Genomic DNA, 22,879 nt, shown 5'->3' with positions numbered 1-22,879 from the left:
TATCAAAGAAAGGAACCATCTGTTTGATCAAAATCTAAAGTTGTTTCAAAACCCTGGGTCGGCGTCCATCTCAAGGCCCCATCTCGACCCGTCCAGAAGATTTGAGTTTGCTGTTGATTTAGGGTTTCTACGGTTTTCGGATCAATAGAATTGGAAGAAGCGATCGCAATTTTAGGTGTTAATACGGATAAAAGTTCCGGGGTTAAAGATTCTCCCGACCACCATAATACCTGAGTTGACCTGAGCTTTTGAATCAACTGTTGTTGTTGGGAGATGGAAGTTTCTCCCAATAATGTCCAAAGATTTTGACCAATTTTAAATTGAATTACCGGAGGTTGAGCACTTAATAACTCCAATTCTACAGAACCTAACATAATGGGTTGACCGACAGTTAGGGAAACATAATTTCCTTTTTGTTGGGCTAAGGCTTTTAGAATGATTTCATTAGTGGCTTGATAGTTTTTTTTCGGAGTAGGATTATCATAAAAAGTTTGAATCGGAATATTTTCTAAAATTAACGGCCAACCAATACTTAAACCCAGTTGAGAATGGGTCGCCACGGCGTTATTAATAGCATTAATCCCCTGGGCATTTAAAAAGGGTAAAACGGCAAATTTAGCGGTGTTCTGACTGCCACTATTGATCAAGGTAACTTGTCCTTTTTCTTCAATCACTAAAATCGGTTCTTGAGGGGTACTCAGAAGGGTGGCTTGAAACCGTAGGGTTTTAGTATACCAACTGGGTAAAATGACTATGAATACGGCCAAGGTGACGGCAAATATAATGGGAATCAACCCTTTTTTTGATCTGGAAAACTGGAGGTTTGATTCAGGGTTAATTAAAGTAAAATAAGCCCAGATTGCCAGAACTAAACTATAAAGACTGATCAACTGAATTAGGGAAATACTGCCCACGGCAATCGAATTTCCCGGAAGCTGACTAAAATATTTAGCAATTTCTATTAAACCTAAAATCGGATAATCAAGAAATTGGGCGATCGCACTTCCCAAACTGGGCAAAAATAAGGCAGATAATGCACCCGCCATCCCTCCTAAAGTGATAATAGAAATCAGGGGAGATGCGATAATATTAACCAGAATACTATAGGGAGATAATACTTTAAAAAAATAGAGTTGCAAAGGCAATGTCCAGATCATTGCTGATAAAGGAACAGCAATTAAGGACGCGAAGAAAGGGGGCATCCAATTTAACCGTTCCATTAAGGCAGGAACCGTAACCATTAATCCTAAAGTGGCTAAAAAACTGAGTTGAAATCCAATATCAAAAATCCAAGTCGGATTAGCAATTAATAATAAAATAGCGACGATTAATAATACGTTTAAAGGTTTGGTTTGACGTTGGGTTAATAGGGCAATTAATACCGCCAAACCCATTAATGTTGCTCGTAATACCGAAGGGGAAATTCCCGTTAATCCCAAATAAATCAGTAAAGTTAATAATCCCAAACTAAATCTAACGGTCGGGGAAAACCTTTGAGTTATAGATAAAATAACTCCCAATAAAAATGATACTTGAAATCCCGAAGCCGCTAGAATATGAGCGAGTCCAACTTGAACAAAAATATCTCTAATATCGTAGGGTAAATCAACAGCTAAACGTCCTAAGACCATCGCGCTTAATAGGGAACCTTTGGGAACTCCTAATAATTGAGCTTGAGCGCGGGTAATCCGTTGGCGAATTTTCCACAGTCCCCAAGGAGACGGTTGACTATCATCATGACTAATATAACGTCCTCGAAGTCCGGTAAATGATCCCTGTTGAGCCAGATAGTTTTGAAAATCGAATCCTCCTGGGTTAGAAGGGGGTTGAGGTTTGTATAAACTTCCGGTAATGGCGATACTTTCCCCCGGATATAATCCCGTCGCTTTTAATATTGGAACAGTCACATAAACCAAACCACTGACATCTTTACTCACGGCGATCGGAGTATTATTATTAGTAATTTCATTAACTTGATGCACCTGTAACCAAAATTGTCCCCGTCCCGAACGAGTCAACCGAGGAATACTAGTCACTTCTCCCCGAACCGTAATTAATAAATCTTGGCTATTTCCACTATTAATAATTAACTGACTAATATCATGGGTCGCGGGTTGAGGGGTTCTGATTTGTAAATAAATACTGGCTAAAAAAGCAATAATTCCGGCTAATAACCATACCCAAAAAGGCAACTTAGGTCGGGGGATTTTAGGAATTTTATCCGCAAATTCAATCGGCTCGGTTAGGGCATCTTTGCGGGTTTGTTTTTGCTGAATAAATTGTTTAATTCGAGCTTGGCGAGATTGTTTCTGTTGATAAACTTGTTTTAGGGCGGTGGCTATTGCCAATATAATTCCTAAGCCTAATATTGCATAATTTCCCCCAGGAATTACACCCACTAGCAAACCCAAGAGATAAGCAAAAGCTAGAATTAAAATCACCGTCTGATTCATGATGTGATGAAATAGGGAGCAGGGAGCAGGGGGAGCAGGGGGAGCAGGGGGAGCAGGGGGAGCAGGGGGAGCAGGGGGAGCAGGGGGCAGGGGGCAGGGGGAGCAGGGGGAGCAGGGGGAGCAGGGGGAGCAGGGGGAGCAGGGGGAGCAGGGGGAGCAGGGGGAGCAGGGGGCAGGGGGCAGGGGGAGCAGGGGGAGTAAGGGGAGTAAGTGGTGCGTCGCTGAATACAACACCTTAATAGCTTAACACTTCAAAACTTCCCACACCTCAACAAGCAAAAACAGTGAACTATTTTAGATAGAAAGCCCTAACTTTAAACCTAAAACGGTATGGACTAACATTAATCCTAAGATAACGGTTCCAATATAAGCATGGGTCGCCCTAAAACCCGAGTTATCTTTGTTAAATCCGGTAAAAGCAATCAGACTATTAGTTAATAACAATCCTAATAATATTGTTCCTGTCCAAAAGTGAGGACTTTCTAAAATGGGTTGTTTTTGCATGACTAAAGATAATAAACCTCCCGTGTAACCTAAAGCCAAAAACAAAAACATTAAAGGGGCAAGTTTTCGGTGGTCAGCACGATTTTTTAAGGCGACTTCCTTATCTGCGGCTAGACGTCCGCGCCATCCCGTCCAACCCACATAACTCCCCATCGTAAAAATAACGGTTCCCATCATCACCGGATGTCCCCAATGGGTGATAGGTTCAGGAATACCCAAACCCCGAAATAGATTAGCAATGGGTTCTAAAAGTTCAACTAAACTCATATTTTCTGTTCAAAAGCCGATTAGATTTCCATAGTTCAGTTTAGGACAATTAGGTACCGAATTAGGTTTTATGAACACGAATGAGTTGATAAGCACCCGCTTGATCTACAATTTGATATTGATCAGGTTTTAATCCTAGATCAATTAATTCTTGGGGATGTGCCAAAATTAAAAGAGTTTGAGGCAAAGACTTTTGAACGGATGGGTTATGAATGTAGGCCATAGTATCCCAGGGTTCAGGATGGTATTTAACTCGATATTGAGTATAAAAAACTAAACTGGGTTTTTTGAAACCAATCATAATTAATTCTTCCCCTAATTTTCGCTGTTGTACGACGGTTTGGGCTAGGTGTCGTAAGGGTTCTTGTCGATGTTGATCGAGTAAACTATAGGTGGGAGTCACCGCCCAAATAAAAAAACTAATAAACCCTAAAATATTAACTATAAAAATGGATGAAATTCGACCTTTCCACCAACTTAGGGCGATTCCCAATGTTGTGATAGCCCAAATTAAAGCCGATATATTTGGAATTCCAGAGGCTTGTAAATCCCCTCTAAAATCCGGCATATCTGCATCATATCCAATTAAATTTTTACTAAAATAACTTCCGATAGAGGCGATAAAAACAAATACAATATTAATCAAAATAGAAGTATTTGTGAAATTAAATTTATTTTTTTTAAATCTATTTTTAGAGATAATATTTTTATTCCAAAATAAAGATACTAATAAAACTGAGGCAGGAATCAGGGGCAAAATATAACTAGGAAGTTTAGTAACCGCTAGGGTGAAAAACAGAAAAACTCCACTGAACCAAAAAATAGCAAATAATTGGAGTTGTTCAATTCGAGTTTGATGTTGCCAATAGCGACGTTTCCAAAATTTTGTGGAAGCGATCGCCAGGGGTAAATAGACAGAAAATGGAGCAAACCCGACTAAAACCACAATAAAATAGAAATACCAAGGTGCAGAATGGTGATTTACAACGGTGGTAAATCGTTGAAAATTATGATAACCAAAAAAAGAGTTAATATAGTTTTGACCATTAACTAAAATTACTAAAATATACCAAGGAATTGTAATCACCAAAAAAATTAAACTTCCCTTCAATAACCCCATTTCTTTTAAAACTTGGCGCCATTCCCCCAAATAAATTAAAAATGAACCAATAATTAAAATCGGTAAAACAATCCCCACCGGGCCTTTTGTCAAAACAGCTAAAGCGGTTAAAATATAAAAAGCCAAATACCAAATCTGAGAAGAATTCCAACCAGGAGGTAAATCTTCCCCTTCCTGCAATTCTGACTTGGCATATCCCAGAAAAAAAGCTAATAATGCCGAACCCAAACACCCGGTTAATAACATATCCGAAACCCCAATTCTTGCCCAAGCCAGAATTCCTGGATTAAATGCGATTAATACAGCCCCCATCCAAGGTAAAGGATGTAAAACAATCTTTCTAAAATCGGGTTGAGTCCATGGAGAAATAAAATCTTGTTTTTGAGCATCTTTTATGGGATAAAATTGGGTTTGTTGGACGTAATAACTTAAAGTATAAAATCCTAAACAGACGAGAAAAAAACCAGAAAATGCCGAAGGAAGACGGACTCCCCATTCATTCACCCCAACTATCTGATAGGAAATTGCCATTAACCAATAAATTAATGGGGGCTTATCGAAACGGGTTTCTTCATTAAAATAGGGAGTAATCCAATCCCCAGTTACCAACATTTGACGGGAGGCTTCCGCAAATAGAGGTTCTGTTTCATCCAGTAAACCCGCAGTTCCTAAGTTCCAAAAAAAAGCCAGGAAACCGATTAAACCTAAACCTAAAATAAAAACTAGCCAAGGGAATATAGGAGTTTTGATCAGAGATGAAAAAAGGGTGGGAGTCTTTCGATTTGAACTTGATTTCATTGGCTAAAAATGCAGATATTAACGATTGAGATATTGACAGTTTACTGTTGATGTGTTAATTAACTAACACTGAAGTCAATATATCAATTAGTTATTATCGTACACGGGAGCAAGAATACCCACATCATTAGGAAGATTGCTGCCTGAGTCAATTCGATCCCACAAAAAAAATAAAAAAATACAAAATTTGTGGTATCATTGGCCTGGTCACTGACCCACCGACTGTTTCGGAACAGACAGGCTAAACACAACAGAAGTAGGCTTTTTGCCTTGCCGCAGATAGAACGGAGTTCGGGAAGGAGATGGATCACTGGTACAAAAAACGAATCCACATTCATCTCCACAATTATTTCTTCATGGGGTCGGTTTAATCACCAATTCCCATTCCTGGTCTTGGGGATTCCAAGCCGGAAGGGAGGTTTCCCCGACAATATAAGGCCCCCAGTAATAGCGAGAACCATCAGGAGCAAAAACCACCAAGATATCACCGGATTTGAGGATTAAATCTTCTTGGGGAAGGGATAAAATCAAACCCTCCCTGCTGCCCTCGGCTGGGGCAAAATCCCAGTGGACAGGTTCTGTGATATTCGGGGCTGAACGACTGAGTAGGGCCACACGCACCGGATGTTCCGTCAGGTTACTGACTCGAAATGACCCTTGGTGATAGCTTTTTGACAGTGGAGGCAAAGACAGTTTTGGAGGAATTATCCCGGGGCTCAGAGACAGGGTTCTAGTCGGGACAGAAGGTCTGGGAACAGAGGGTTCAGCAAAAGTGGACGAGGAAGCCGAAACCGACACAACCTCCGCTTCCGGGGATTTGCGCTGGGTTGACAGGATACAATAGCGAAATAGGAATTGCCTTAAACTAATTAAAGTTAATAAAATTATTCCAGTAATTAGAAAGGCTGGATAAAGTTTAGCTTTCATAATCTTTTGCTTTAAATTAGATCATTAATCCCACTACAATTCACATTCTGTTTTATGCAAAATACCCGTCTCAATCGACTTTTCAATGTAATTAATGCCCAGGTAGGGCGATTGTTAATGAATCCTTGGCGACGGATTTCGCTGCTAATCATTAGTCTGCTGTTTGGGATCTTCCTCGCACTGGGCATTGTCGCAGTAACTGGACAAAAGGCGCGCTTGGATGTGACGGTGGCTTTAGTGGTATCTATCCTGGTTGAAGGAATAAACTGGTTGGCATACAGTAGTTCCCCCCGTTTGCGACAATCTTTTTGGGTAGAAAACCTAAATGCCCTCAAAATTGGTTTGAGTTATGGGTTATTTTTATTAGCCTCAATGTTAGGTTCATAATAAAAATTCATTGAATAGAATTAGAACGGTCTATGATTGAAATTCTCAAAGCTTGGAGAAATGGACAAAAACCCCATTCCTCAGATTTAAAAGTTTTAGAACAATGGGAACTGTCTGATCATCAACGTTCAAATGCCTTTGGAATTACACCGGAAAATGTTAGGGTGAGGATAGAAGCCCGATCCCGTCTATTCTGTCAACTTCAACAGAAAAAGATTGAGTTTCCTCTGTTATTTGAACAGCTAGAAACCCTATGGAAATTTTGGCTACCCTTAGCAACCCAACTGGCTGAACATCGCCGACAGTTAGGTCGTCCTCTGGTTCAGGGAATATTAGGAGGGCAAGGCACGGGAAAAACAACCCTAGGGAAAGTCTTAACTTACATTCTGTCTCTTTTTCACTATGACACACTTAGCTTATCCTTAGATGATCTCTATAAAACTTATTCAGAACGTCAACAGTTACAAAAGGCTGATCCGCGTTTAATTTGGCGAGGGCCACCAGGAACCCATGATCTGGAATTGGGAATCCAGGTTTTAGAACAATTACGTCAACCCTTGCCCGATCAAACCATCGCTATTCCTCGGTTTGATAAGTCATTATGGCAGGGGGCAGGCGATCGCATTTCCCCCGAATTCGTTACCGGAATTGATGTTATTTTATTTGAAGGTTGGTTTGTAGGCTGTAGACCAATTGATCCCCAACTGTTTGATTTTGCCCCGATTCCAATTATTACTCCCTTGGATCAACAATTTGCTCGGGACATGAATCAACAGTTAAATGAATATATTCCATTATGGGAAAAATTGGATCGGTTACTAATTTTAAATCCTGTAGATTATCGCTTATCAAAACAGTGGCGAATCCAAGCCGAACATGATATGATTGACACAGGAAAATCGGGGATGACCGATGGAGAAATTAGTCAATTTGTTGATTATTTCTGGAAAGCCTTACATCCCGAATTATTTATAAACTCCTTAATGGAAAATCCTGGATTTGTAGATTTAATTACAGACATTAATCCCGATCATTCTATCGGGAATGTTTATCAGGTTAATCTATGATTACCTCCGAGATTAGATCCCCCTAAATCTCCCTTTCCAATGAGGATTATGCAGATTAACACAAATTAAAATCCGTGAAATCCGTGAAATCCTCTTAAATCCGTGATCCCTATTTACCTATTATGAAAACAACTCTATTGACCTTAACTTTCATTTTCTCCTTTGGTATTAGTCAAATAGTTGAAGCCCAAACCCCCATCAAAAATCAACCCGTGGGTTTAGACTATTCGCCTATTGTGAATCAAATCACTCAAAATACCGAAACAATAACCATTGGAAAAGCTGCCGATTTAGTCACTCAATGGTTAAATGCCAAATCCCAAATTTTTGCCTCCCCCTTTGACCGGGCAATGCTCGGAGATTTAACTACGGGTGTATTATATGCTGACAGCTTAAAAGCAATTAATTTTTTACTAGAAAATAATGCTTATTATCAATATGGAGTCCAGAAAGTTGAATCCGTAGAACGATTTGCAGCATCGGGAAATAAAGCTACCATAGAAGTTAAAGTTACCGAAGATACAACCCTATACAAAAATGGAAAAATTATTGAAAGTAGCTTTAATACCAAATTAGTGCGTTATAATTTAGAATATTGGGATGGAATTTGGAAAATTGCCAACTCTCAAGTTATGAGTTAAAAGTTTAAAGAATCGCGATCGCATTTGCAGAAATTTACTATGGTACAAGAACTGATTGATTTAAGAAATTGCATCGAAGCACAACGCTATGACCAAGCGTTAATGATTATTGATGAATTGGAAGGAATGGGAAAACAAGCTATTTTACGCAATATTCAGTCTTATTTACTTAGACTGTTGATTCATTTAATTAAAAATCAAATTGAACAAAGATTAACCAATTCTTGGGCCGCTTCTATCCGAGGTTCTATTAGAGAAATCCAAAAACTTAATCTTAAAGATAATAAAAAATCCTATTATATTCAACAAGATGAATGGCAAACTTGGTTAGAAGATAGCTTGGAAGATGCCATTCGAGATGCCAGTGTTGAAGTCATGAATGGAACCTATACCCCGTTTAAATTATCAGAAATAGTAGAACGAGATTCAATTTTAATGAAATCTCAAAGTTTACTCGATTTAACCTATCGTTATCCGGCTAAAGAATTAGCTGCTCAAGTTGATCAAACCTTAATAGAATTACCTGGAGGCACCGCTTGGAAAAATTAATAATCTGATAAAAAAGGCGGGTTTAGTACAATCAATAATTGCTATTATAAATTTTTTTAACCCGCCCCTACAGAAATAATATGCCGTTTTAATTCCTGATTCTATAGTTTATTAATCATCGGCATAAATATAACGGTATAACTCTTTCGGATCAGGTTCCGGGCTGCTTTGGGCAAATTCTACCGCATCATCAATAATGGCTTGAACTTGCTGATCAATAGCTTTCAATTCCTCCGGGGTTGCCAAATTGTGTTCCGTTAAATGGGCGGCAAATTTTTTAATTGGATCACGGGCAAACCAGAATTCCTTCTCCTCTTTATCGCGTAATTCATCGGGATCAGCCAAAGAATGTCCCCGAAAACGATAGGTTAAAGCTTCCACTAAAGTTGGGCCTTCACCCGCCCGGGCACGAGCAACAGCCTTTTTCGCCACTTCCCTAACCGCCAAAACATCCATCCCATCAACTTCATACCCCGGCATTCCAAAAGCTGGGCCTTTTTTGTAGATTTCCGGGTCAGAGGTTGCCCGGTCATGGGCCATCCCGATCGCCCATTTATTATTCTCTACCACATAAATAATCGGCAAATTCCATAATGCCGCCATATTCAAACATTCATAGAATTGGCCGTTATTGCAAGCCCCATCGCCAAAAAAGCACATCGTTACCTGATCCGCATTCGGATCATTCATCGCTTCCCTGCGGTATTTGGTTTGAAAAGCCGCACCTGTAGCCACCGGAATTCCCTCAGCAACAAAGGCAAACCCCCCTAATAAATTATGGGCTGAGGAAAATAGGTGCATTGAGCCGCCCCGACCCTTAGAACAGCCCGTAGCCTTACCAAATAATTCCGCCATGACTTCCCGGGGTGGAACCCCCGCACTCAAAGCATGAACGTGATCCCGATAGGTACTACAAACATAATCCTCATCCCGGCGACCCGCCCGGATCATCCCCGTGGCCACGGCTTCTTGACCGTTGTACAGGTGGACAAAACCGAACATTTTGCCCCGATAATACATCTCGGCACATTTATCTTCAAATAGCCGCCCCAGCACCATATCCTCATACAGCATTAACCCCTCATCACGGGTTACAGCATTTGCATCCGCCTTAAACGTCGGTAACGTGCGTTCCTGTACCATTTTTTCCAATTACCTGTACCAATTTGAGATTCTATTTTACAGGTTGGGGGCGGGTTTATTGAGATTTCTGTTAATTAACAAAGTTTCTCCTATTACCAAATCCCCATATCGTAGGGGCGGGTTCGAGACCATCTCTGCCACCCCACCCAAATCTTGATAAACCCGTCCCGAAGGCGATGGCAAAAACCCAATAAACCCGGTTTCTAATTAATTTGAGAGGGCGGGTTTATTGAGATTTCTGTTAATTAACAAAGTTTCTCCTATTACCAAATCCCCATATCGTAGGGGCGGGTTCGAGACCATCTCTGCCACCCCACCCAAATCTTGATAAACCCGTCCCGAAGGCGATGGCAAAAACCCAAGAAACCCGGTTTCTAATTAAGTTAAGAGGGCGATTTTATTGAGATTTCTGTTAATTAACAAAGTTTCTCCTATTACCAAATCCCCATATCGTAGGGGCGGGTTCGAGACCATCTCTGCCACCCCACCCAAATCTTGATAAACCCGCCCCGAAGGCGATCGCAAAAACCCAAGAAACCCGGTTTCTAATTAAGTTAAGTGGGCGAGTTTATTGAGATTTCTGTTAATTAACAAAGTTTCTCCTATTACCAAATCCCCATATCGTAGGGGCGGGTTCGAGACCATCTCTGCCACCCCACCCAAATCTTGATAAACCCGCCCCGAAGGCGATCGCAAAAACTTTCTTATATGATCAAATCCCCATATCGTAGGGGCGGGTTCGAGACCATCTCCGCCACCCCACCCAAATCTTGATAAACCCGCCCCGAAGGCGATCGCAAAAACCCAATAAACCCGGTTTCTAATTAAGAGGGCGGGTTTATTAGAATTTCTGCTAATTGACAAATTTTGACGCGAACCCGCCCCTACGGTTGGGGTAATATTAAAATAATTAGGGAATTTGTCAATCTGATTTATCATTATTAAAAGGTAAATCCTGATTAACATGATCAATTTCCTGTTGTTCCATCTCGTTAATTCGTCCGATATAAGACTTTAAAATCTGAGCTAAACGTTGATCATAGAATCGATGCAAACTATAATTGGGTGTGGCGGGAAAACCGCGACGTTTTTTATGTCGTCCCCCTGCTCCCGGATCAAATAGAGAAATTTTGTTTTCAATTGCCCATTGAATGGGAGAATAATAACAAGCATCAAAATGTAAACAATCAATATCTTGAACACTTCCCCAATAGCGACCATATAAACGATCGCCTTTGGTTAAACAAAACGACATTCCCATGGGTTGATGTTGGGTGGTATCATCAAACGCCGCAACAAATAACACCCGATGCCGATAATTATGATGTAATTGTTCAAAAAACCTGCGGGTTAAATATTTACTTCCCCACCAACCAAACTTATCACAGGTACTAGCATAAAACTGATACATTTCCGAAAAAAATGCTTTTGGAATTTGATCTCCTGTGTAGGTTTGTAAGTTTAATCCGGCTTGGGTAACGGCTTTCCGTTCCCGTTTAATATTGCGTCTCTGATTAGCATTAAACCCTTTTAAATAATCATCAAAACTTTCATATTCTTGATTTTTCCAAATATAACTATGGTGTAACCAAGAGGCAAACCCAAATTTTTCTAACATCGGTTTCCACTCAGGATCAACATAGAGAAAATTGCAGCCAGAAATTTTATTTTCAATGCAAAATTGATCAATGGAATGTACCATTAACCCCGTAATTTCTTCTTCATCTTCCCCTGGCGCGATCAGAAATCGATAACCTTCGGCGGGGGTAAACGGTGACATTCCTAAGAGTTTGGGATAATATTGAATCCCTAATTGATGGGCCACATCCGCCCATTGATTATCAAAGACAAATTCCCCGCGACTATGCCCTTTTACATATAAAGGCGCAATTCCCACCAATTGTTGATCCCGCCATACGGTTAAATGATGGGGTAACCAACCCGTGCGTCCGGTGGCACTTCCCGAGGATTCAATATTATGTAACCAATCCCATTCAAAAAAGGGTGTGATTAAGGGTTGGGCCAGGGCATCCCAGGCCGTTTGAGGGACTTCGGCAACCGTATTAATCCAACGGGTGGAATAGGCGGAAGTTAAGGGTTTTACCATGTTGTTTCAAAAATGATCAGCGACGCATTCTTCAATATTTAGGGTAATCGAATTTTTACAAAAATGGGAAAGGACAGGATTATCGGTCAGTTAATACTTGATAATGTAAAAATACTTCTTGTCCCAGGGTTTTTACCTCCAATAATTGCAAACGAGGAGCCACGGAGGATAAAAAGCCCTCCCCATCGGCGGGGGTGGGAGAATTTTTACCACTTAAAATTAAGGGACAAATGGTTAACCAGAATTGATCAATTAGGTTGTGTTTTAAGAGGGAAGCCACCAGTTGACCTCCTCCTAATATTCCTAACTTATTTAAGCCTAATTTTTGCAATTGTTCAAAAGCCATACTCCAGTTAATTTGATGATGATTATTATCAGCAATAATTATATTTTCAAACCCTGGGGTATTATGCCATAATTTTTGACCCTGATTTGTGGTTAGTAACCAATGGGGAACAGATTGTTGAAAAAAACGTAAATTCGGATTAATTTTTCCTGAAGCAGACACCACGATTTGTATGGGTTGAGGAGGTTTTCCGTGCTGTTTTCGGTGTTTTAATAATTGAGGAGAATTAATTTTGATAGTGGTTTGATAGGCGTTTAATGTTCCCGCACCGAATAAAACCCCATCCATTTGTGCCACTTGTTTTTCTAAATGTAGTTTATCTTGTTCTGAACCAAAACGGGCGGGCGATCGCATTTCATCGGAAATTTTACCATCCGCACTCATCGCTAAAATTACCGTGGTTTGAGGTCGGTTAACACCGGGTTGGGGAGTCATAAATTAAATTCGCCATCAGCAACATACACCCACTGTATGATTTTTCGTGATGTTGTGATCAAAATCACTTCAAAATCTGCCTGATCTCACCTCTAATCTTTGATCTGATCCATCAATTTACTAGATCAAATTCACAGAATATCAAGATTTTTAGCACAAAGTTTTTAAAATTATCCAACACAATTAAAGGTAATAACCACCCTGTTAAACCTATGGAAACTCAATCTCAACCACTCTCTGATACTCCTTATAGTCAAACTCTACAATCCCGTTTTAACCCTCGTTTAACTCAATGGAATTCCCCAGTTAAACCCAAAACCGTTGACCCTCTGGAAGTTTATTTTTCTATTTTAAAAAATATGATTTTGACCCGAGAAACCTTACCTCTAAATTCTTTAAAGCCAGCTAGATTTAAAGCTCGATTGAGTTACTTAAATTTAATTTAGGTTAAGGGATAAAAATACCCGATCAACTCACAAAATGATTTTTGGTACTTCTCAATTCTTTTTGAATAGAAATCGCTTTTCCTAAAGAGGAAATGGCTTCAGGATATTGTTTTAACTTTGACAATAAAGAACCTCGATAACGCCAGGTTTCCGCATCATCAGACTGACAAGAAAGCGCCGCATCATAGGAAGCTAAGGCTTCAGGATATTGCTCTAATTTTTCTAAACAGACCCCTTTAGATCGCCAGGATTCTGATGAATCGGGTTTTAAATTAATCGCTTGTTCATACAGGGCGATCGCTTCTGAATATTGTTGTAATTTAACTAAAATTTCTCCACATTCAAAACAAGTTTCATAACTATCAGGTTTAATTGTTATGGCTTTTTTGTAGGACTCTAAAGATTCTTGATTTTGGTTTAATTTTCCTAAAATATTACCTTGAATTTTGAATAATTCAAAGTTATTAGGATTTAAAGTTAAGGCTTTTTCTAAGGATTGTAAGGCTTCTTGATAACGTTGTAAAGCGGATAAAGCATTGGCTTGATTTAACCATAATTCTGATTTATTGGGATTCAGTTTAATCGCTTGTTCATAGGAAGCGATCGCTTCTTCATACCGTTCTAACTTTGCTAAAACGTTCCCCCGATTATGCAGGGTTTCATATTTATCAGGAGCAATTTCTAAGGCTTTATTATAGGATTCTAAGGCTTCATCAAACCGTTTAAATTTTCTCAATAATGCCCCACGATTGTGCCAAGATTCATAATCATTAGGTTTAATTTTAATCGCTTGGTCATAGGATTCAATTGCTTCTGTATACCGTTGTAACCGCACTAAAATATTGCCTCGGTTGTACCAAGTTTCATATTTTTGGGGTTGTAAACTCACACATTGATCATAGTCTGATAACGCTTCTTGATAACGTTGTAATTTAACTAAAACACCCGCTTTTTTATACCAGGCTTGATCTAAATTAGCATTAGCTTCAATTGCTTTTTCTAATAACTTTAAAGCCTCGTTAAACTTAGCTTCTAAAATTAACGATTCGGCTTTTTTCAAATAATCATCAGCAATCATTGACTCCGAACCAGGCTGAGATTTATCAACCTTAGCTACTGGAGAAATTACTAATTTTTCCGGTTCAGAAGATTTTAATAATCCATTGAGAGAAATTGATTTTTTTGTTTCTATCGGTTTCTGTTGTAATTCTTTTAAAGACTCCTCTTTGATCTCTTGCACCTCAGAAATCATGGCTTGTAACCGGAATACAAATTGGGATTTAAGGGTTTCTACTTGTTCAATAGACGCTTTAGATAGTTTGGCTTCTCGGGTTAAAAAATTAATGGATTCTTGAGCAGTTTCTATTTGTATTTCTAATTCTTTAATTAACTGTTGATAACGCTGTTTAGAGGCTTTTAATTGTGATTCTAAATTATCAATCCGGTTCAACTGCTTTTGAGCTTGAATTACAATCTCTTTTACAATTAAGCGACGAACTAACCAAAAGAATAAAATCGTGACACTGGGGATTAATGTGGCGACAATTAATAAAGTATTGAGTAAGGTAATGGTTTGACTAAATTCATAATTTAATGCAGAAGCCGGACTAATTTGGGCGACAGAAATGGGGGTTGTGATGGCACTTTGGGCTTTCCCCTGACCCATTTTAACTAATTTTGCTAACCAAGTTTGATCCAGAACATTAGTCATCGATAAGGATACAACTTCTGTTGAGGAATATTCCGCATCACTAAAAGACGGACTGCCGATCATTTCCGGCATACTAACGGCTAAACTAGGAGCTAATGCCATAATTTCGACCGCATCGGATGGCTGACCCAACTCGGAAGCATTGGGGAGAGGACTGCTATTTTGTTCGGGACTAGAACTCGCTTCAACACAGGAGTCTTGAGCAACAAGGGCTGCTAAGGTTAAAAGGGTAACTGTCGATAACCGCATAAGTGTCAACTCGTTTAGGGGGAGTGCTGTTCTATCTTACGAATTGACACCGCGTGATCAGGATTTTGCAGCAGAAACCCGGTTTCTAAACTAGATCTATTGATTTTAGTAATAGACTAATGCAGAAACCCGGTTTCTAATTTTGTTTCTAATTTTTAAACCTGAGCTAAAACAGGCTGTTGAATTTGAGCAAGGGTAGATTCAGATTCCGTATTTGTACAATACACTTCACAGGAATTATTCGGGCTTTCAATCAGTTTAATTTTATGCAATTGTGCCCCTAAATCTTGAATCGGTTTTTGCAATAAATCTCGGATATGAACCGCAATATTTTCCGCCGTTGGTACAACTTTAGAAAAATAGGGAATATCTTTGTTTAAAAACGTATGATCAAAGGGTTCGACAACATAATCATCAATCACTCTTTGTAACCCTTCTAAGTCTACAATCATCCCCGTCCGAGGATCAACTTCCCCTTTAACTGTTACTTCTAAATGGTAATTATGACCATGACCGTTAGGACGGGCGCATTTGCCATAAATTTCGCAATTGTCCTCAAAACTGAGGTCAGGATGGGCCAGCCGATGGGCGGCGCTAAAATGGGTACTAATAGTTAGATAGGCTTCCATGTCGTTTCCTTGATAGTCTGCCCAGAGTTCGGGGTGTTCAAATAGCTGAATATTGGTGAGGGGAAGATGGGGGGCCAACCGATGCCAAATCGCCTGGGCCAGAGCTTCCGTTGTCGGTAAGGTTTGCTGAAATTCCGGCCAAACATCATTCAGGTAGGAAAAGTCTAAATGGTTGGTGACTTCCCGTTTCAAGGTGTGTTTGACATCGGACAGGTTTAAAACCATGCCATATTCATCGAGTTCTCCGACCATGGACACATACAAAATATAGTTATGTCCATGTCCAGGGGCGCGAGATGTGGGGCCAAACCGCTTTAAGTTCTCGGTGGCACTCAATTCGGGCAACCAATACCGATGACTGGCGGAAAATTGCGCCCGACGGGTGATCACGCATTCCATAAAATCTGAGCCAGAGGGATGTTGTTAATTTATATAAACTTAATTTTAAGCTTTTTTGATGATAATTTCAACTTTGATTTAATAAAAACCCGCACTGTCAATCATTCCGGTCTGTGATGTATTGTCTGATAACAGCAGGTAAACAATGAAAATGGTCTTGCTTTTCTAGCCAACACCTTCTTAATAGAGATTGTAGGGCGTTGAATAAATCTGAGGAATTAATTTGTCTCCTTTGCAAAAGTTGGGCTAAATTTACGGGTTGATCATCCTGAACTAATTCTAATAGAACTTGTTTTTCCAGAGGAGATAAACGATTAAATTGCTGTTGTAAATTATCCTTTAAACTTTGGGGTAAAAAAATAGTATTATTTTCAATAATTTTATCCCCAAAATCTTCCATTTCTGGGATAAAATTTGCTATTATATTTAACCATAATGGATTACCTTGATAGTGATGAATCCTGGGGGTTAATTTTTCATATTCTCCCAATTCTTGTTCTGGAAAAAACTCTGCTATAGCTTTTGTTTCTAATCCTCTAATGGTTAGGGTTTTAAATTTAGGATTTGAGCTTCTGATTTCAGCTAATTCTATGGGTTGTTCCCAACCGATGAGCAGAAAACAACTTTGATGAGATAATTCTTCTATCTGTTTGAATAAATAGCGAAATTCTTCATATTCTGGTTGATATTGTCCTGCTAGTTGATTACTACAAAACAGGCAATGAATATTATCAATAACAACTAAACAGCGATGCTTCTGTAAATATTTAATGGGTTTGAAACGCTTTCCATTTTTGGCGATTAATTCACTTTCTGTTTTTGGGTAAAATAATTCTATTAATTCGGCTTGAAATTCAGTAAAAGTTGAGGCGTGATCTAAATTGTACCAAAGAATATATTCAAAATCATGTTTTATTTCTTGTATAAGTTTTACCGCAAGTTGGGTTTTTCCAATACCACTGATACCAGTAATAGTAATCAGGCGACAACGTTCTTGTAAAATCCAGGTTTGTAGGGTTTCAAGTTCGGAAGTGCGATTATAAAAAACACCTAATCCTGGCATTTCACTTAATTTGTGATTTTCAGTTGGTGATTGTTGATAATCTGAATTTGAGCTAGGTATATCTGGCGGTTGTCTTGTTTTTTCACAAAAATTAATACTACCAGCTTGAACATGATCTTGTACAACATTTGAAAATAGAGAGACTTGAAACCTCTGCATGACTGATCTTAAATTCGATTTATTAACTTCTTCTCCTAAAGATTCGGAAAAAATATGCCATAACTTTGATCCAATATCTCTAACATAGCTTTCGTTGCAATGAAAGTCTTCCGCAATTTTTTCATAAGTCTCTCCTTGTATAGTTCCCCGTACAACTTTTTCCTGTAAGTCATTAAGGTGCTGACCTGTTTTAGCAAATACCAGATCATCAGTCAGTTTCAACATTTCGTCAAAAGTCATACAGTATAGCAGATTTTATGATTATTCCTATTATACTAAACAATTACCAACAATTGCCAACATTTTCCAAATACAAAGATTAAAAACACCAACAAAACAGCTTACAAAATAATACTTTTTACGAATAGACAAACTCTAATTATATAGGATAATATAATAGTAAGACTTATAAATAATAGTCTTTGAGGTAGTAAATATATGAAAAATAAAAGCCAAAAAATATTCCTGATTATATTAGGAATAAGCTCAATATTTGTGATGAAATCATCTCTAGCAGCACCACTGGGTTCAGATAGAGGATATGTAGAGCTTCCTAACTGGATGGCTGATGTAAATGCAGACGGCAAACCAGATTTTTGTCGTTTTGTTGGTAACGAAGGAAAAGTTTTCTTATCTTGTCAGTTAGGAACTAATGATGGTTTCCACCCTAATCAGTATACGTTTAATACTATAGCAGGAGTTGACAAAGGATATAATGATATGCCGAGATGGATGGAGGATGTCAATGGAGATGGAAGGGCTGATTTTTGTCGGTGGGTCGGTAATGTACCCAATGTTTATGAGTCCTGTCTATTAGCAGGTGAGAGAGGTTTTACTAGAAGCGAATTTCGTCTTAATAAATAATGATTGATAGGAATATTCGGTTGGATTAAATCAACCCCAAAAACCCGATTTATTAAAGAAATCGGGTTTCTTTATATAATAGAATACTGCGATAGCTTTTTATTTTCAAAGGCGATCGCAACTTCATTAGAATTTACAGAGAAACCGGGTTTCTGAACAACAAATCTTGTTTAAGTCAATAAATAACGGTCAGAAACCCGATTTATTGGGCTAAACGGAACTAGGGTTATGATATAATTAATGATATTTAACTTATTAGTCAGTTATGCTGCGAGAAAAACTTAAACAGGAATTAGACAAACTCAATGAAGATCAACTGAAGAAGATTGCTAATTTCATCAGTTCGATTGAATCTCAATCTAGTCAAGTGACATCATCTTTTATTCCATTTTGGCAAAAAGCAACACCAACAGAGCGGGCTAAAGAGTTCCGTAATTGGATTTCTCAACTCCCTACAACAAGTGTGAGTTTACCCGATGAAGCCTTTGGCCGTGAGTGCATTTACGAAGAATGATTAGATATCTGCTGGATACCAATGTTATCTTGCGTTTTTGTAACGTTTACATTTTCAGAGTCATAAACCTATTCATTTGCTTCCCTTAAAACATCTGCGTAGAGTTTACTACTCACTCGAAAATTTGCTTGAGAGATCAAATCATCTATCACAGGTTTAACTACTGTAATTAACCCTTGCTGTTTCGCACTCAACAGAACACCAAACACTCCCATAATTCTTAATCCTTGGTTTGTCGCTACTTGTCTACCTAAACGCTCATCGATCAGCAGTCGGCTGGCATTGACTTCAACAGCAAGAGCGATCGCTTCAGCCTCTCCCAAATTTGTAATATTTCGTAGTTCGTTTACTAATTCTTGATTCTGAACAGGTTGTATTTTTAACCAAATTGCTGATTTAACTGCTTTAACGACAGTCTCTCCAGCCCTCTCATCCAGCAATTCATCATGAACCGCAGTAGGAATCAGAACTGTTTTATATAGTTGTTCTAAAAGGTTAATTTGCCCAACTTTTGCTAAATTTGAAATGGGCGAAGTGTTGCTCACAATTATCATTATGAACCCACTTCCTGCAATGTTTTGAGATCTTCTTGAAATTCAGCGACATCATAATGAACACAAAGACCACGATCAGCCAGTAATTTCTGAAATTGCATTCGATGTATTCCAAGCAATTCACTCGCTTTTCCTAAGCTAATTTTGTCTTTTTGGAACAGCATCATCACAATTTCCAATAAAAGTTCCTGTTCTGATAAGCCACTAGCTTGTATAATTTCATCTGAGACTAACATACTCATGGTTGTTACTAAAGTTTTGTTTAAATTATAGCAATTTTAGTATTTCTATATTTTAACCGATGTTCCAAATTTCTTGTAAATCTAATACAAACCCCGGGAGCACATCTTCCCCCGATATATTAACTGGAGATTGTAAAATTTCCACTTCTTTCCCGAAACGATAGATTTCTACACGCTGATTTTGAGGGTCTATTAACCAACCCAGTTGAGTCCCATTTTCCAGATACTCTTGCATTTTGTTTCTTAGGGTTTTGAGAGTATCTGTTTCTGAACGTAATTCAATCACAAAATCTGGACATAGAGGCAGAAATTTCTTTTTTTGTTCAGGAGTTAACCCATTCCATCGTTCCAGTTTAACCCAAGATAAATCCGGCGCTCGATCTGCACCATTGGGTAGTTTAAAACCTGTTGAAGAATCAAAAGCTAATCCCAGTTTAGTTTGTTTATTCCAAATTGCTAATTCTCCAGCTAGGTTAAAGTTACAGTTTCCGGTTTCACCCCCTGTTGGTGACATGATAATTAATTCTCCTGTTGCTGATCGCTCAAATTTATAGTATCGGTTATTTTGACAGAGTTGAAAATACTGTTCATCAGTTAAGTCGATTTGCAATTCCAGGGGATTGGGTAAAGAAATTATTGTATCCATAAGGGTTGCAATAGTCTCAAAATATAGATTCAATTATAACACCTTTTTAGTTATTAGGAAATCTTTTTCATTTCTTCCTGGGCTTCTCGACGGGAACCGGATGCCATTCTAAACATTTCTTGTCCCGTATGTAGGGAAGAATAATCATAATTCAGAGTAAAGGTTTCTAATTCATTCAGTCCATCTTCTACATGATTTAGGGTATAATAAATATGGGCAGCAACTCCGGCAACGGGGGAGGGATTTCGTCGAGAACGAAAGAGGGTTTGAGCTTGACTTAGCAAGTTTTTACAAAGTTCAATATAGGCTTGAAACTCCTCCATTAATTGATCGTCAAAGGGATCGGCTGATAATTTGTTGACTTCCGATTTTAGGGGTTTTAAAATTTGATTGATAGAACGATTAATGGGTTTATAAACTTTATCAATCCAAATCGTTAATTCTGCATCGGCTTCGGTTGCTTGTTTTTTAACCTTGGAAACAAAGGGTTTTACGGAGTCGAAATCGGGATTTTTGTCTAAACCGAGTTCTCGATCATGGGACTGACGTTTTTTTGGATCACTTAATATTTCATAAGCCGCATTAATCTGAATAATTTGGTTGTGATCCGCCGATTGATTTTGACTATCAGGATGGAAGACTTTTGCTAATCGACGATAAGCTTGTTTGATTTCTGCGGCTGTGGCTGCGGGGTTAACTTGTAAGGTACTGTAGTAATTTTTGAGCGTAGTCATACCGATTTATCGATTAATTAGGGATTCCTATAACATGGTTTTCAGACCCTATTCATTGTAGCGCGATCGCGATTGATAATGGCTAGTATTTTTTTTCTGGGCTATGGATTATTATTAATAGTATGAATTATGGTTTAGGGTTAATATGAAATTAAGTAAAGTATCAGGGTTGAATATCTTACGCTATTTGGGTATTGGGTTTGCTGTTTTCCTGACTTTAACCGGATGTCAAACTCTATTTAAACCGCCAACAGCATCGGAGATTCATCTGAAACTCGGAAACCCGAGTCGAGCAACGGCTGACCCTGAAAATCCCACTAATTTTCTAATCGAAAAACCTGAATTTGTTCTTTCTTATAATAGCCAAACCGGAACAGCAAATTGGGTCATTTGGCAACTTAATTCATCTTGGTTAGGAACAGTAAAACGTCAAAATAATTTAAGACCTGATCCGAGTTTACCCCCAGGTTGGTATCAAGTCAAACCTAATGATTATCGGGGTACAGGTTATGATCGGGGTCATTTAGTTCCATCGGGCGATCGCACCAAAAACCTTGACCAGAATAGCACAACTTTTCTCATGACTAATATTATTCCCCAAGCCCCAGCATTAAATCGTGGGATTTGGAGCGATTTAGAACAGGACTGTCGAGAATTGCTAGAAAAAGGCAAGGAATTATATATAATTACTGGCGGTGAAGGTAAACTAAAAACCATTGCTAAAGGTAAAGTAACTGTTCCGAAATGGAATTGGAAAATTATTGTTATTTTAGATAAACCCAATCAGAAGATTACGGAAAATACCCGTATTATTGCGGTGAGAATCCCCAACTCTAATTCCTTAAAAAATAACTGGCAAGATTATCGAGTTTCCGTCGATGAAATTGAAACACATACAGGATTAGATTTTTTAACAAATATTCCTAAGAATATTCAAGACAAACTAGAGAGCTTAACTGATGACTGATTTCTGGTACGGGCGGGTTCTTTTAGATATTGGTTAATCACCTAAATCTTGATGAACCCGCCCCTACAGATGACTGTTCATCCCGAATCTTGGAATAATAGAGCGAAATCGAAGAATAGCCGGGATAAAAACAACTTCTGTATCAGTCATAATATCCTGATGGCTATACCCCTTTCGTACTTGAGAGAACGTCTACAATGTCTTTAAATCAATCTTCTTCAATCAATCCCTGGAGTCTAATTACCGCCTTATCCTTAAGTTTAGGATTAGTGAGTATTCCCTTAATTGCTCCAGTTTTCGCCCAGGAGCAACGGGTAAGAACCCTGACGGTTAGTGGTCAAGGAGTAGTTACCATTCCCACCACCCAAACCCAAGTACAGTTAGGGGTGGAAGTTTTAGGGAAAACCGCCGAGGAAGTTCAAACGGAAGCCGCAAAACGGACAGCCTCGGTGATAGAATTACTGCGATCGCGCAATGTTGAGAAACTCGAAACCACCGGAATTCGCCTCAACCCCACCTACAGTTATGCCAACGATCAACAACGATTAACCGGATATTCCGCCACCAATACCGTCAGTTTCAAATTAAACACCGAAAAAGTCGGAAGTCTGCTTGATGATGCCGTCAAAGCCGGAGCAACCCGCATTGACGGGATTAGTTTCATTGCCTCCGATACCGAAATTAACGCCGCCCAACAACAGGCTTTAAAACTTGCCACCCAAGAGGCCGAAAGTCAGGCTAACGCCGTATTAAGCGCCTTGAATTTAACCAGTAGAGAAATTATCGGAATTCAAGTCAATAATGCCAGCGCCCCCGTCCCCATGCCCGTAATGTATCGAGCCGATGCCGTAGCAGCAGCCCCAGCCACTCCCGTTGTGGGCGGAGAACAACAGGTTAGAGCCTCCGTCACCTTGCAAATTAGTTATTAGGTAGTCGGATATTGAAGAAGTTAAACAGG

The 22,879-nt window shown here is 39.0% G+C and carries 24 protein-coding genes; 9 read left to right on the top strand and 15 right to left on the bottom strand.

The features are described from left to right. Nucleotides 1–2 precede the first annotated feature (2 nt). The 4 genes from AC2D3N_RS14340 to AC2D3N_RS14325 all read right to left on the bottom strand — a co-directional run bounded on the left by AC2D3N_RS14340 (nt 3) and on the right by AC2D3N_RS14325 (nt 6,069). On the bottom strand, nt 3–2,453 hold the full coding sequence (locus AC2D3N_RS14340) for a ComEC/Rec2 family competence protein (RefSeq protein WP_484691251.1): 2,451 nt from the start codon (nt 2,451–2,453) through the stop codon (nt 3–5). Between the two features lie 294 nt (nt 2,454–2,747). Beyond that, nucleotides 2,748–3,224 (bottom strand): DUF4079 domain-containing protein, encoded by a 477-nt coding sequence (locus tag AC2D3N_RS14335; RefSeq protein WP_079681346.1) that lies wholly within the window; start codon nt 3,222–3,224, stop codon nt 2,748–2,750. Between the two features lie 61 nt (nt 3,225–3,285). Continuing rightward, the gene (locus tag AC2D3N_RS14330; protein WP_484691250.1) at nt 3,286–5,142 is read right to left on the bottom strand and encodes an ArnT family glycosyltransferase; all 1,857 of its coding nucleotides are present in this window, start codon (nt 5,140–5,142) and stop codon (nt 3,286–3,288) included. A gap of 354 nt (nt 5,143–5,496) precedes the next feature. Further along, nucleotides 5,497–6,069, bottom strand: coding sequence for a hypothetical protein (locus AC2D3N_RS14325; protein ID WP_079681344.1), 573 nt, complete (start codon nt 6,067–6,069; stop codon nt 5,497–5,499). Between the two features lie 54 nt (nt 6,070–6,123). On the opposite strand from AC2D3N_RS14325, the gene AC2D3N_RS14320 reads away from it, so the two are divergent. The 4 genes from AC2D3N_RS14320 (at nt 6,124) to AC2D3N_RS14305 (ending at nt 8,713) form a co-directional block, all read left to right on the top strand. Continuing rightward, on the top strand, nt 6,124–6,456 hold the full coding sequence (locus AC2D3N_RS14320) for a DUF565 domain-containing protein (RefSeq protein WP_079681343.1): 333 nt from the start codon (nt 6,124–6,126) through the stop codon (nt 6,454–6,456). A 32-nt stretch (nt 6,457–6,488) separates the two neighbouring features. Continuing rightward, nucleotides 6,489–7,523 (top strand): glycerate kinase, encoded by a 1,035-nt coding sequence (locus AC2D3N_RS14315; RefSeq protein ID WP_079681342.1) that lies wholly within the window; start codon nt 6,489–6,491, stop codon nt 7,521–7,523. 122 nt (nt 7,524–7,645) lie between these two features. Beyond that, complete coding sequence (locus tag AC2D3N_RS14310; protein ID WP_484691249.1) at nt 7,646–8,164, top strand: ARC6/PARC6 family protein; 519 nt, start codon at nt 7,646–7,648, stop codon at nt 8,162–8,164. A 39-nt stretch (nt 8,165–8,203) separates the two neighbouring features. Continuing rightward, complete coding sequence (locus AC2D3N_RS14305; RefSeq protein WP_079681340.1) at nt 8,204–8,713, top strand: DUF29 family protein; 510 nt, start codon at nt 8,204–8,206, stop codon at nt 8,711–8,713. 111 nt (nt 8,714–8,824) lie between these two features. Here the strand turns inward: AC2D3N_RS14305 and pdhA are convergent, their stop codons facing one another. From pdhA to AC2D3N_RS14285, 4 genes are all read right to left on the bottom strand, one after another. Next, nucleotides 8,825–9,856 carry a pyruvate dehydrogenase (acetyl-transferring) E1 component subunit alpha gene (gene pdhA, locus AC2D3N_RS14300; protein ID WP_079681339.1) on the bottom strand — a complete coding sequence of 344 codons (1,032 nt, stop codon included), beginning with the start codon at nt 9,854–9,856 and terminating at the stop codon, nt 8,825–8,827. Between the two features lie 549 nt (nt 9,857–10,405). Then, nucleotides 10,406–10,795: a hypothetical protein gene (locus tag AC2D3N_RS14295; RefSeq protein ID WP_484691248.1), complete on the bottom strand. Its 390-nt coding sequence runs from the start codon at nt 10,793–10,795 to the stop codon at nt 10,406–10,408. After that, a complete protein-coding gene (locus AC2D3N_RS14290) occupies nt 10,779–11,963 on the bottom strand; it encodes a GNAT family N-acetyltransferase (RefSeq protein WP_484691247.1) in 1,185 nt (394 codons plus the stop codon). Before AC2D3N_RS14290 ends, AC2D3N_RS14295 begins: the two co-directional genes overlap by 17 nt. A 79-nt stretch (nt 11,964–12,042) precedes the next feature. After that, the gene (locus tag AC2D3N_RS14285; protein WP_484691246.1) at nt 12,043–12,744 is read right to left on the bottom strand and encodes a RibD family protein; all 702 of its coding nucleotides are present in this window, start codon (nt 12,742–12,744) and stop codon (nt 12,043–12,045) included. Nucleotides 12,745–12,956: 212 nt separating this feature from the next. Here AC2D3N_RS14285 and AC2D3N_RS14280 point away from each other — a divergent pair, with 212 nt between their 5' ends. Continuing rightward, a complete protein-coding gene (locus tag AC2D3N_RS14280; protein ID WP_484691245.1) occupies nt 12,957–13,190 on the top strand; it encodes a hypothetical protein in 234 nt (77 codons plus the stop codon). A 22-nt stretch (nt 13,191–13,212) separates the two neighbouring features. On the opposite strand, the gene AC2D3N_RS14275 is transcribed toward AC2D3N_RS14280, so the two are convergent. From AC2D3N_RS14275 to AC2D3N_RS14265, 3 genes are all read right to left on the bottom strand, one after another. Then, nucleotides 13,213–15,150, bottom strand: a complete 1,938-nt coding sequence (locus tag AC2D3N_RS14275) for a tetratricopeptide repeat protein (RefSeq protein WP_484691244.1) — start codon at nt 15,148–15,150, stop codon at nt 13,213–13,215. 155 nt (nt 15,151–15,305) lie between these two features. Continuing rightward, nucleotides 15,306–16,178, bottom strand: coding sequence for a 6-carboxytetrahydropterin synthase (locus AC2D3N_RS14270; protein ID WP_484691243.1), 873 nt, complete (start codon nt 16,176–16,178; stop codon nt 15,306–15,308). A gap of 97 nt (nt 16,179–16,275) precedes the next feature. Beyond that, complete coding sequence (locus AC2D3N_RS14265) at nt 16,276–17,640, bottom strand: helix-turn-helix domain-containing protein (protein WP_484691242.1); 1,365 nt, start codon at nt 17,638–17,640, stop codon at nt 16,276–16,278. A gap of 198 nt (nt 17,641–17,838) precedes the next feature. Between AC2D3N_RS14265 and AC2D3N_RS14260 the strand changes: the two genes are divergently transcribed. Then, nucleotides 17,839–18,264, top strand: a complete 426-nt coding sequence (locus AC2D3N_RS14260) for an FG-GAP repeat domain-containing protein (protein WP_484691241.1) — start codon at nt 17,839–17,841, stop codon at nt 18,262–18,264. A gap of 265 nt (nt 18,265–18,529) precedes the next feature. Next, nucleotides 18,530–18,778 carry a hypothetical protein gene (locus tag AC2D3N_RS14255; protein ID WP_484691240.1) on the top strand — a complete coding sequence of 83 codons (249 nt, stop codon included), beginning with the start codon at nt 18,530–18,532 and terminating at the stop codon, nt 18,776–18,778. Between the two features lie 68 nt (nt 18,779–18,846). Here AC2D3N_RS14255 and AC2D3N_RS14250 read toward each other — a convergent pair whose 3' ends face one another. The 4 genes from AC2D3N_RS14250 to AC2D3N_RS14235 are packed head-to-tail and all read right to left on the bottom strand — an operon-like array spanning nt 18,847 to nt 20,954. Next, nucleotides 18,847–19,332 carry a PIN domain-containing protein gene (locus AC2D3N_RS14250; protein ID WP_484691239.1) on the bottom strand — a complete coding sequence of 162 codons (486 nt, stop codon included), beginning with the start codon at nt 19,330–19,332 and terminating at the stop codon, nt 18,847–18,849. Continuing rightward, the gene (locus AC2D3N_RS14245) at nt 19,332–19,574 is read right to left on the bottom strand and encodes a UPF0175 family protein (protein ID WP_484691238.1); all 243 of its coding nucleotides are present in this window, start codon (nt 19,572–19,574) and stop codon (nt 19,332–19,334) included. Before AC2D3N_RS14245 ends, AC2D3N_RS14250 begins: the two co-directional genes overlap by 1 nt. A gap of 52 nt (nt 19,575–19,626) precedes the next feature. After that, nucleotides 19,627–20,220, bottom strand: a complete 594-nt coding sequence (locus tag AC2D3N_RS14240; protein ID WP_484691237.1) for a Uma2 family endonuclease — start codon at nt 20,218–20,220, stop codon at nt 19,627–19,629. Nucleotides 20,221–20,273: 53 nt separating this feature from the next. Further along, complete coding sequence (locus AC2D3N_RS14235) at nt 20,274–20,954, bottom strand: J domain-containing protein (RefSeq protein WP_484691236.1); 681 nt, start codon at nt 20,952–20,954, stop codon at nt 20,274–20,276. 145 nt (nt 20,955–21,099) lie between these two features. On the opposite strand from AC2D3N_RS14235, the gene AC2D3N_RS14230 reads away from it, so the two are divergent. Both AC2D3N_RS14230 and AC2D3N_RS14225 read left to right on the top strand, forming a co-directional pair. Further along, a complete protein-coding gene (locus AC2D3N_RS14230; RefSeq protein ID WP_484691235.1) occupies nt 21,100–21,921 on the top strand; it encodes a DNA/RNA non-specific endonuclease in 822 nt (273 codons plus the stop codon). 197 nt (nt 21,922–22,118) lie between these two features. Continuing rightward, the gene (locus AC2D3N_RS14225; protein WP_484691234.1) at nt 22,119–22,850 is read left to right on the top strand and encodes an SIMPL domain-containing protein; all 732 of its coding nucleotides are present in this window, start codon (nt 22,119–22,121) and stop codon (nt 22,848–22,850) included. Nucleotides 22,851–22,879 lie beyond the last annotated feature (29 nt).

It is taken from the genome of Planktothrix sp. PLAVEN19ND, from assembly GCF_057220675.1.
Note: the sequence above shows the minus strand (reverse complement) of the source record. Positions and strands in the feature narration are given on the sequence as shown.

What these genes read in the sequence shown, in the direction of transcription:
- AC2D3N_RS14340 (WP_484691251.1), bottom strand. Translation starts at nt 2,453, where the DNA reads ATGAATCAGACGGTGATTTTAATTCTAGCTTTTGCTTATCTCTTGGGT.
- AC2D3N_RS14335 (WP_079681346.1), bottom strand. Translation starts at nt 3,224, where the DNA reads ATGAGTTTAGTTGAACTTTTAGAACCCATTGCTAATCTATTTCGGGGT.
- AC2D3N_RS14330 (WP_484691250.1), bottom strand. Translation starts at nt 5,142, where the DNA reads ATGAAATCAAGTTCAAATCGAAAGACTCCCACCCTTTTTTCATCTCTG.
- AC2D3N_RS14325 (WP_079681344.1), bottom strand. Translation starts at nt 6,069, where the DNA reads ATGAAAGCTAAACTTTATCCAGCCTTTCTAATTACTGGAATAATTTTA.
- AC2D3N_RS14320 (WP_079681343.1), top strand. Translation starts at nt 6,124, where the DNA reads ATGCAAAATACCCGTCTCAATCGACTTTTCAATGTAATTAATGCCCAG.
- AC2D3N_RS14315 (WP_079681342.1), top strand. Translation starts at nt 6,489, where the DNA reads ATGATTGAAATTCTCAAAGCTTGGAGAAATGGACAAAAACCCCATTCC.
- AC2D3N_RS14310 (WP_484691249.1), top strand. Translation starts at nt 7,646, where the DNA reads ATGAAAACAACTCTATTGACCTTAACTTTCATTTTCTCCTTTGGTATT.
- AC2D3N_RS14305 (WP_079681340.1), top strand. Translation starts at nt 8,204, where the DNA reads ATGGTACAAGAACTGATTGATTTAAGAAATTGCATCGAAGCACAACGC.
- pdhA (WP_079681339.1), bottom strand. Translation starts at nt 9,856, where the DNA reads ATGGTACAGGAACGCACGTTACCGACGTTTAAGGCGGATGCAAATGCT.
- AC2D3N_RS14295 (WP_484691248.1), bottom strand. Translation starts at nt 10,795, where the DNA reads ATGATAAATCAGATTGACAAATTCCCTAATTATTTTAATATTACCCCA.
- AC2D3N_RS14290 (WP_484691247.1), bottom strand. Translation starts at nt 11,963, where the DNA reads ATGGTAAAACCCTTAACTTCCGCCTATTCCACCCGTTGGATTAATACG.
- AC2D3N_RS14285 (WP_484691246.1), bottom strand. Translation starts at nt 12,744, where the DNA reads ATGACTCCCCAACCCGGTGTTAACCGACCTCAAACCACGGTAATTTTA.
- AC2D3N_RS14280 (WP_484691245.1), top strand. Translation starts at nt 12,957, where the DNA reads ATGGAAACTCAATCTCAACCACTCTCTGATACTCCTTATAGTCAAACT.
- AC2D3N_RS14275 (WP_484691244.1), bottom strand. Translation starts at nt 15,150, where the DNA reads ATGCGGTTATCGACAGTTACCCTTTTAACCTTAGCAGCCCTTGTTGCT.
- AC2D3N_RS14270 (WP_484691243.1), bottom strand. Translation starts at nt 16,178, where the DNA reads ATGGAATGCGTGATCACCCGTCGGGCGCAATTTTCCGCCAGTCATCGG.
- AC2D3N_RS14265 (WP_484691242.1), bottom strand. Translation starts at nt 17,640, where the DNA reads ATGACTTTTGACGAAATGTTGAAACTGACTGATGATCTGGTATTTGCT.
- AC2D3N_RS14260 (WP_484691241.1), top strand. Translation starts at nt 17,839, where the DNA reads ATGAAAAATAAAAGCCAAAAAATATTCCTGATTATATTAGGAATAAGC.
- AC2D3N_RS14255 (WP_484691240.1), top strand. Translation starts at nt 18,530, where the DNA reads ATGCTGCGAGAAAAACTTAAACAGGAATTAGACAAACTCAATGAAGAT.
- AC2D3N_RS14250 (WP_484691239.1), bottom strand. Translation starts at nt 19,332, where the DNA reads ATGATAATTGTGAGCAACACTTCGCCCATTTCAAATTTAGCAAAAGTT.
- AC2D3N_RS14245 (WP_484691238.1), bottom strand. Translation starts at nt 19,574, where the DNA reads ATGAGTATGTTAGTCTCAGATGAAATTATACAAGCTAGTGGCTTATCA.
- AC2D3N_RS14240 (WP_484691237.1), bottom strand. Translation starts at nt 20,220, where the DNA reads ATGGATACAATAATTTCTTTACCCAATCCCCTGGAATTGCAAATCGAC.
- AC2D3N_RS14235 (WP_484691236.1), bottom strand. Translation starts at nt 20,954, where the DNA reads ATGACTACGCTCAAAAATTACTACAGTACCTTACAAGTTAACCCCGCA.
- AC2D3N_RS14230 (WP_484691235.1), top strand. Translation starts at nt 21,100, where the DNA reads ATGAAATTAAGTAAAGTATCAGGGTTGAATATCTTACGCTATTTGGGT.
- AC2D3N_RS14225 (WP_484691234.1), top strand. Translation starts at nt 22,119, where the DNA reads ATGTCTTTAAATCAATCTTCTTCAATCAATCCCTGGAGTCTAATTACC.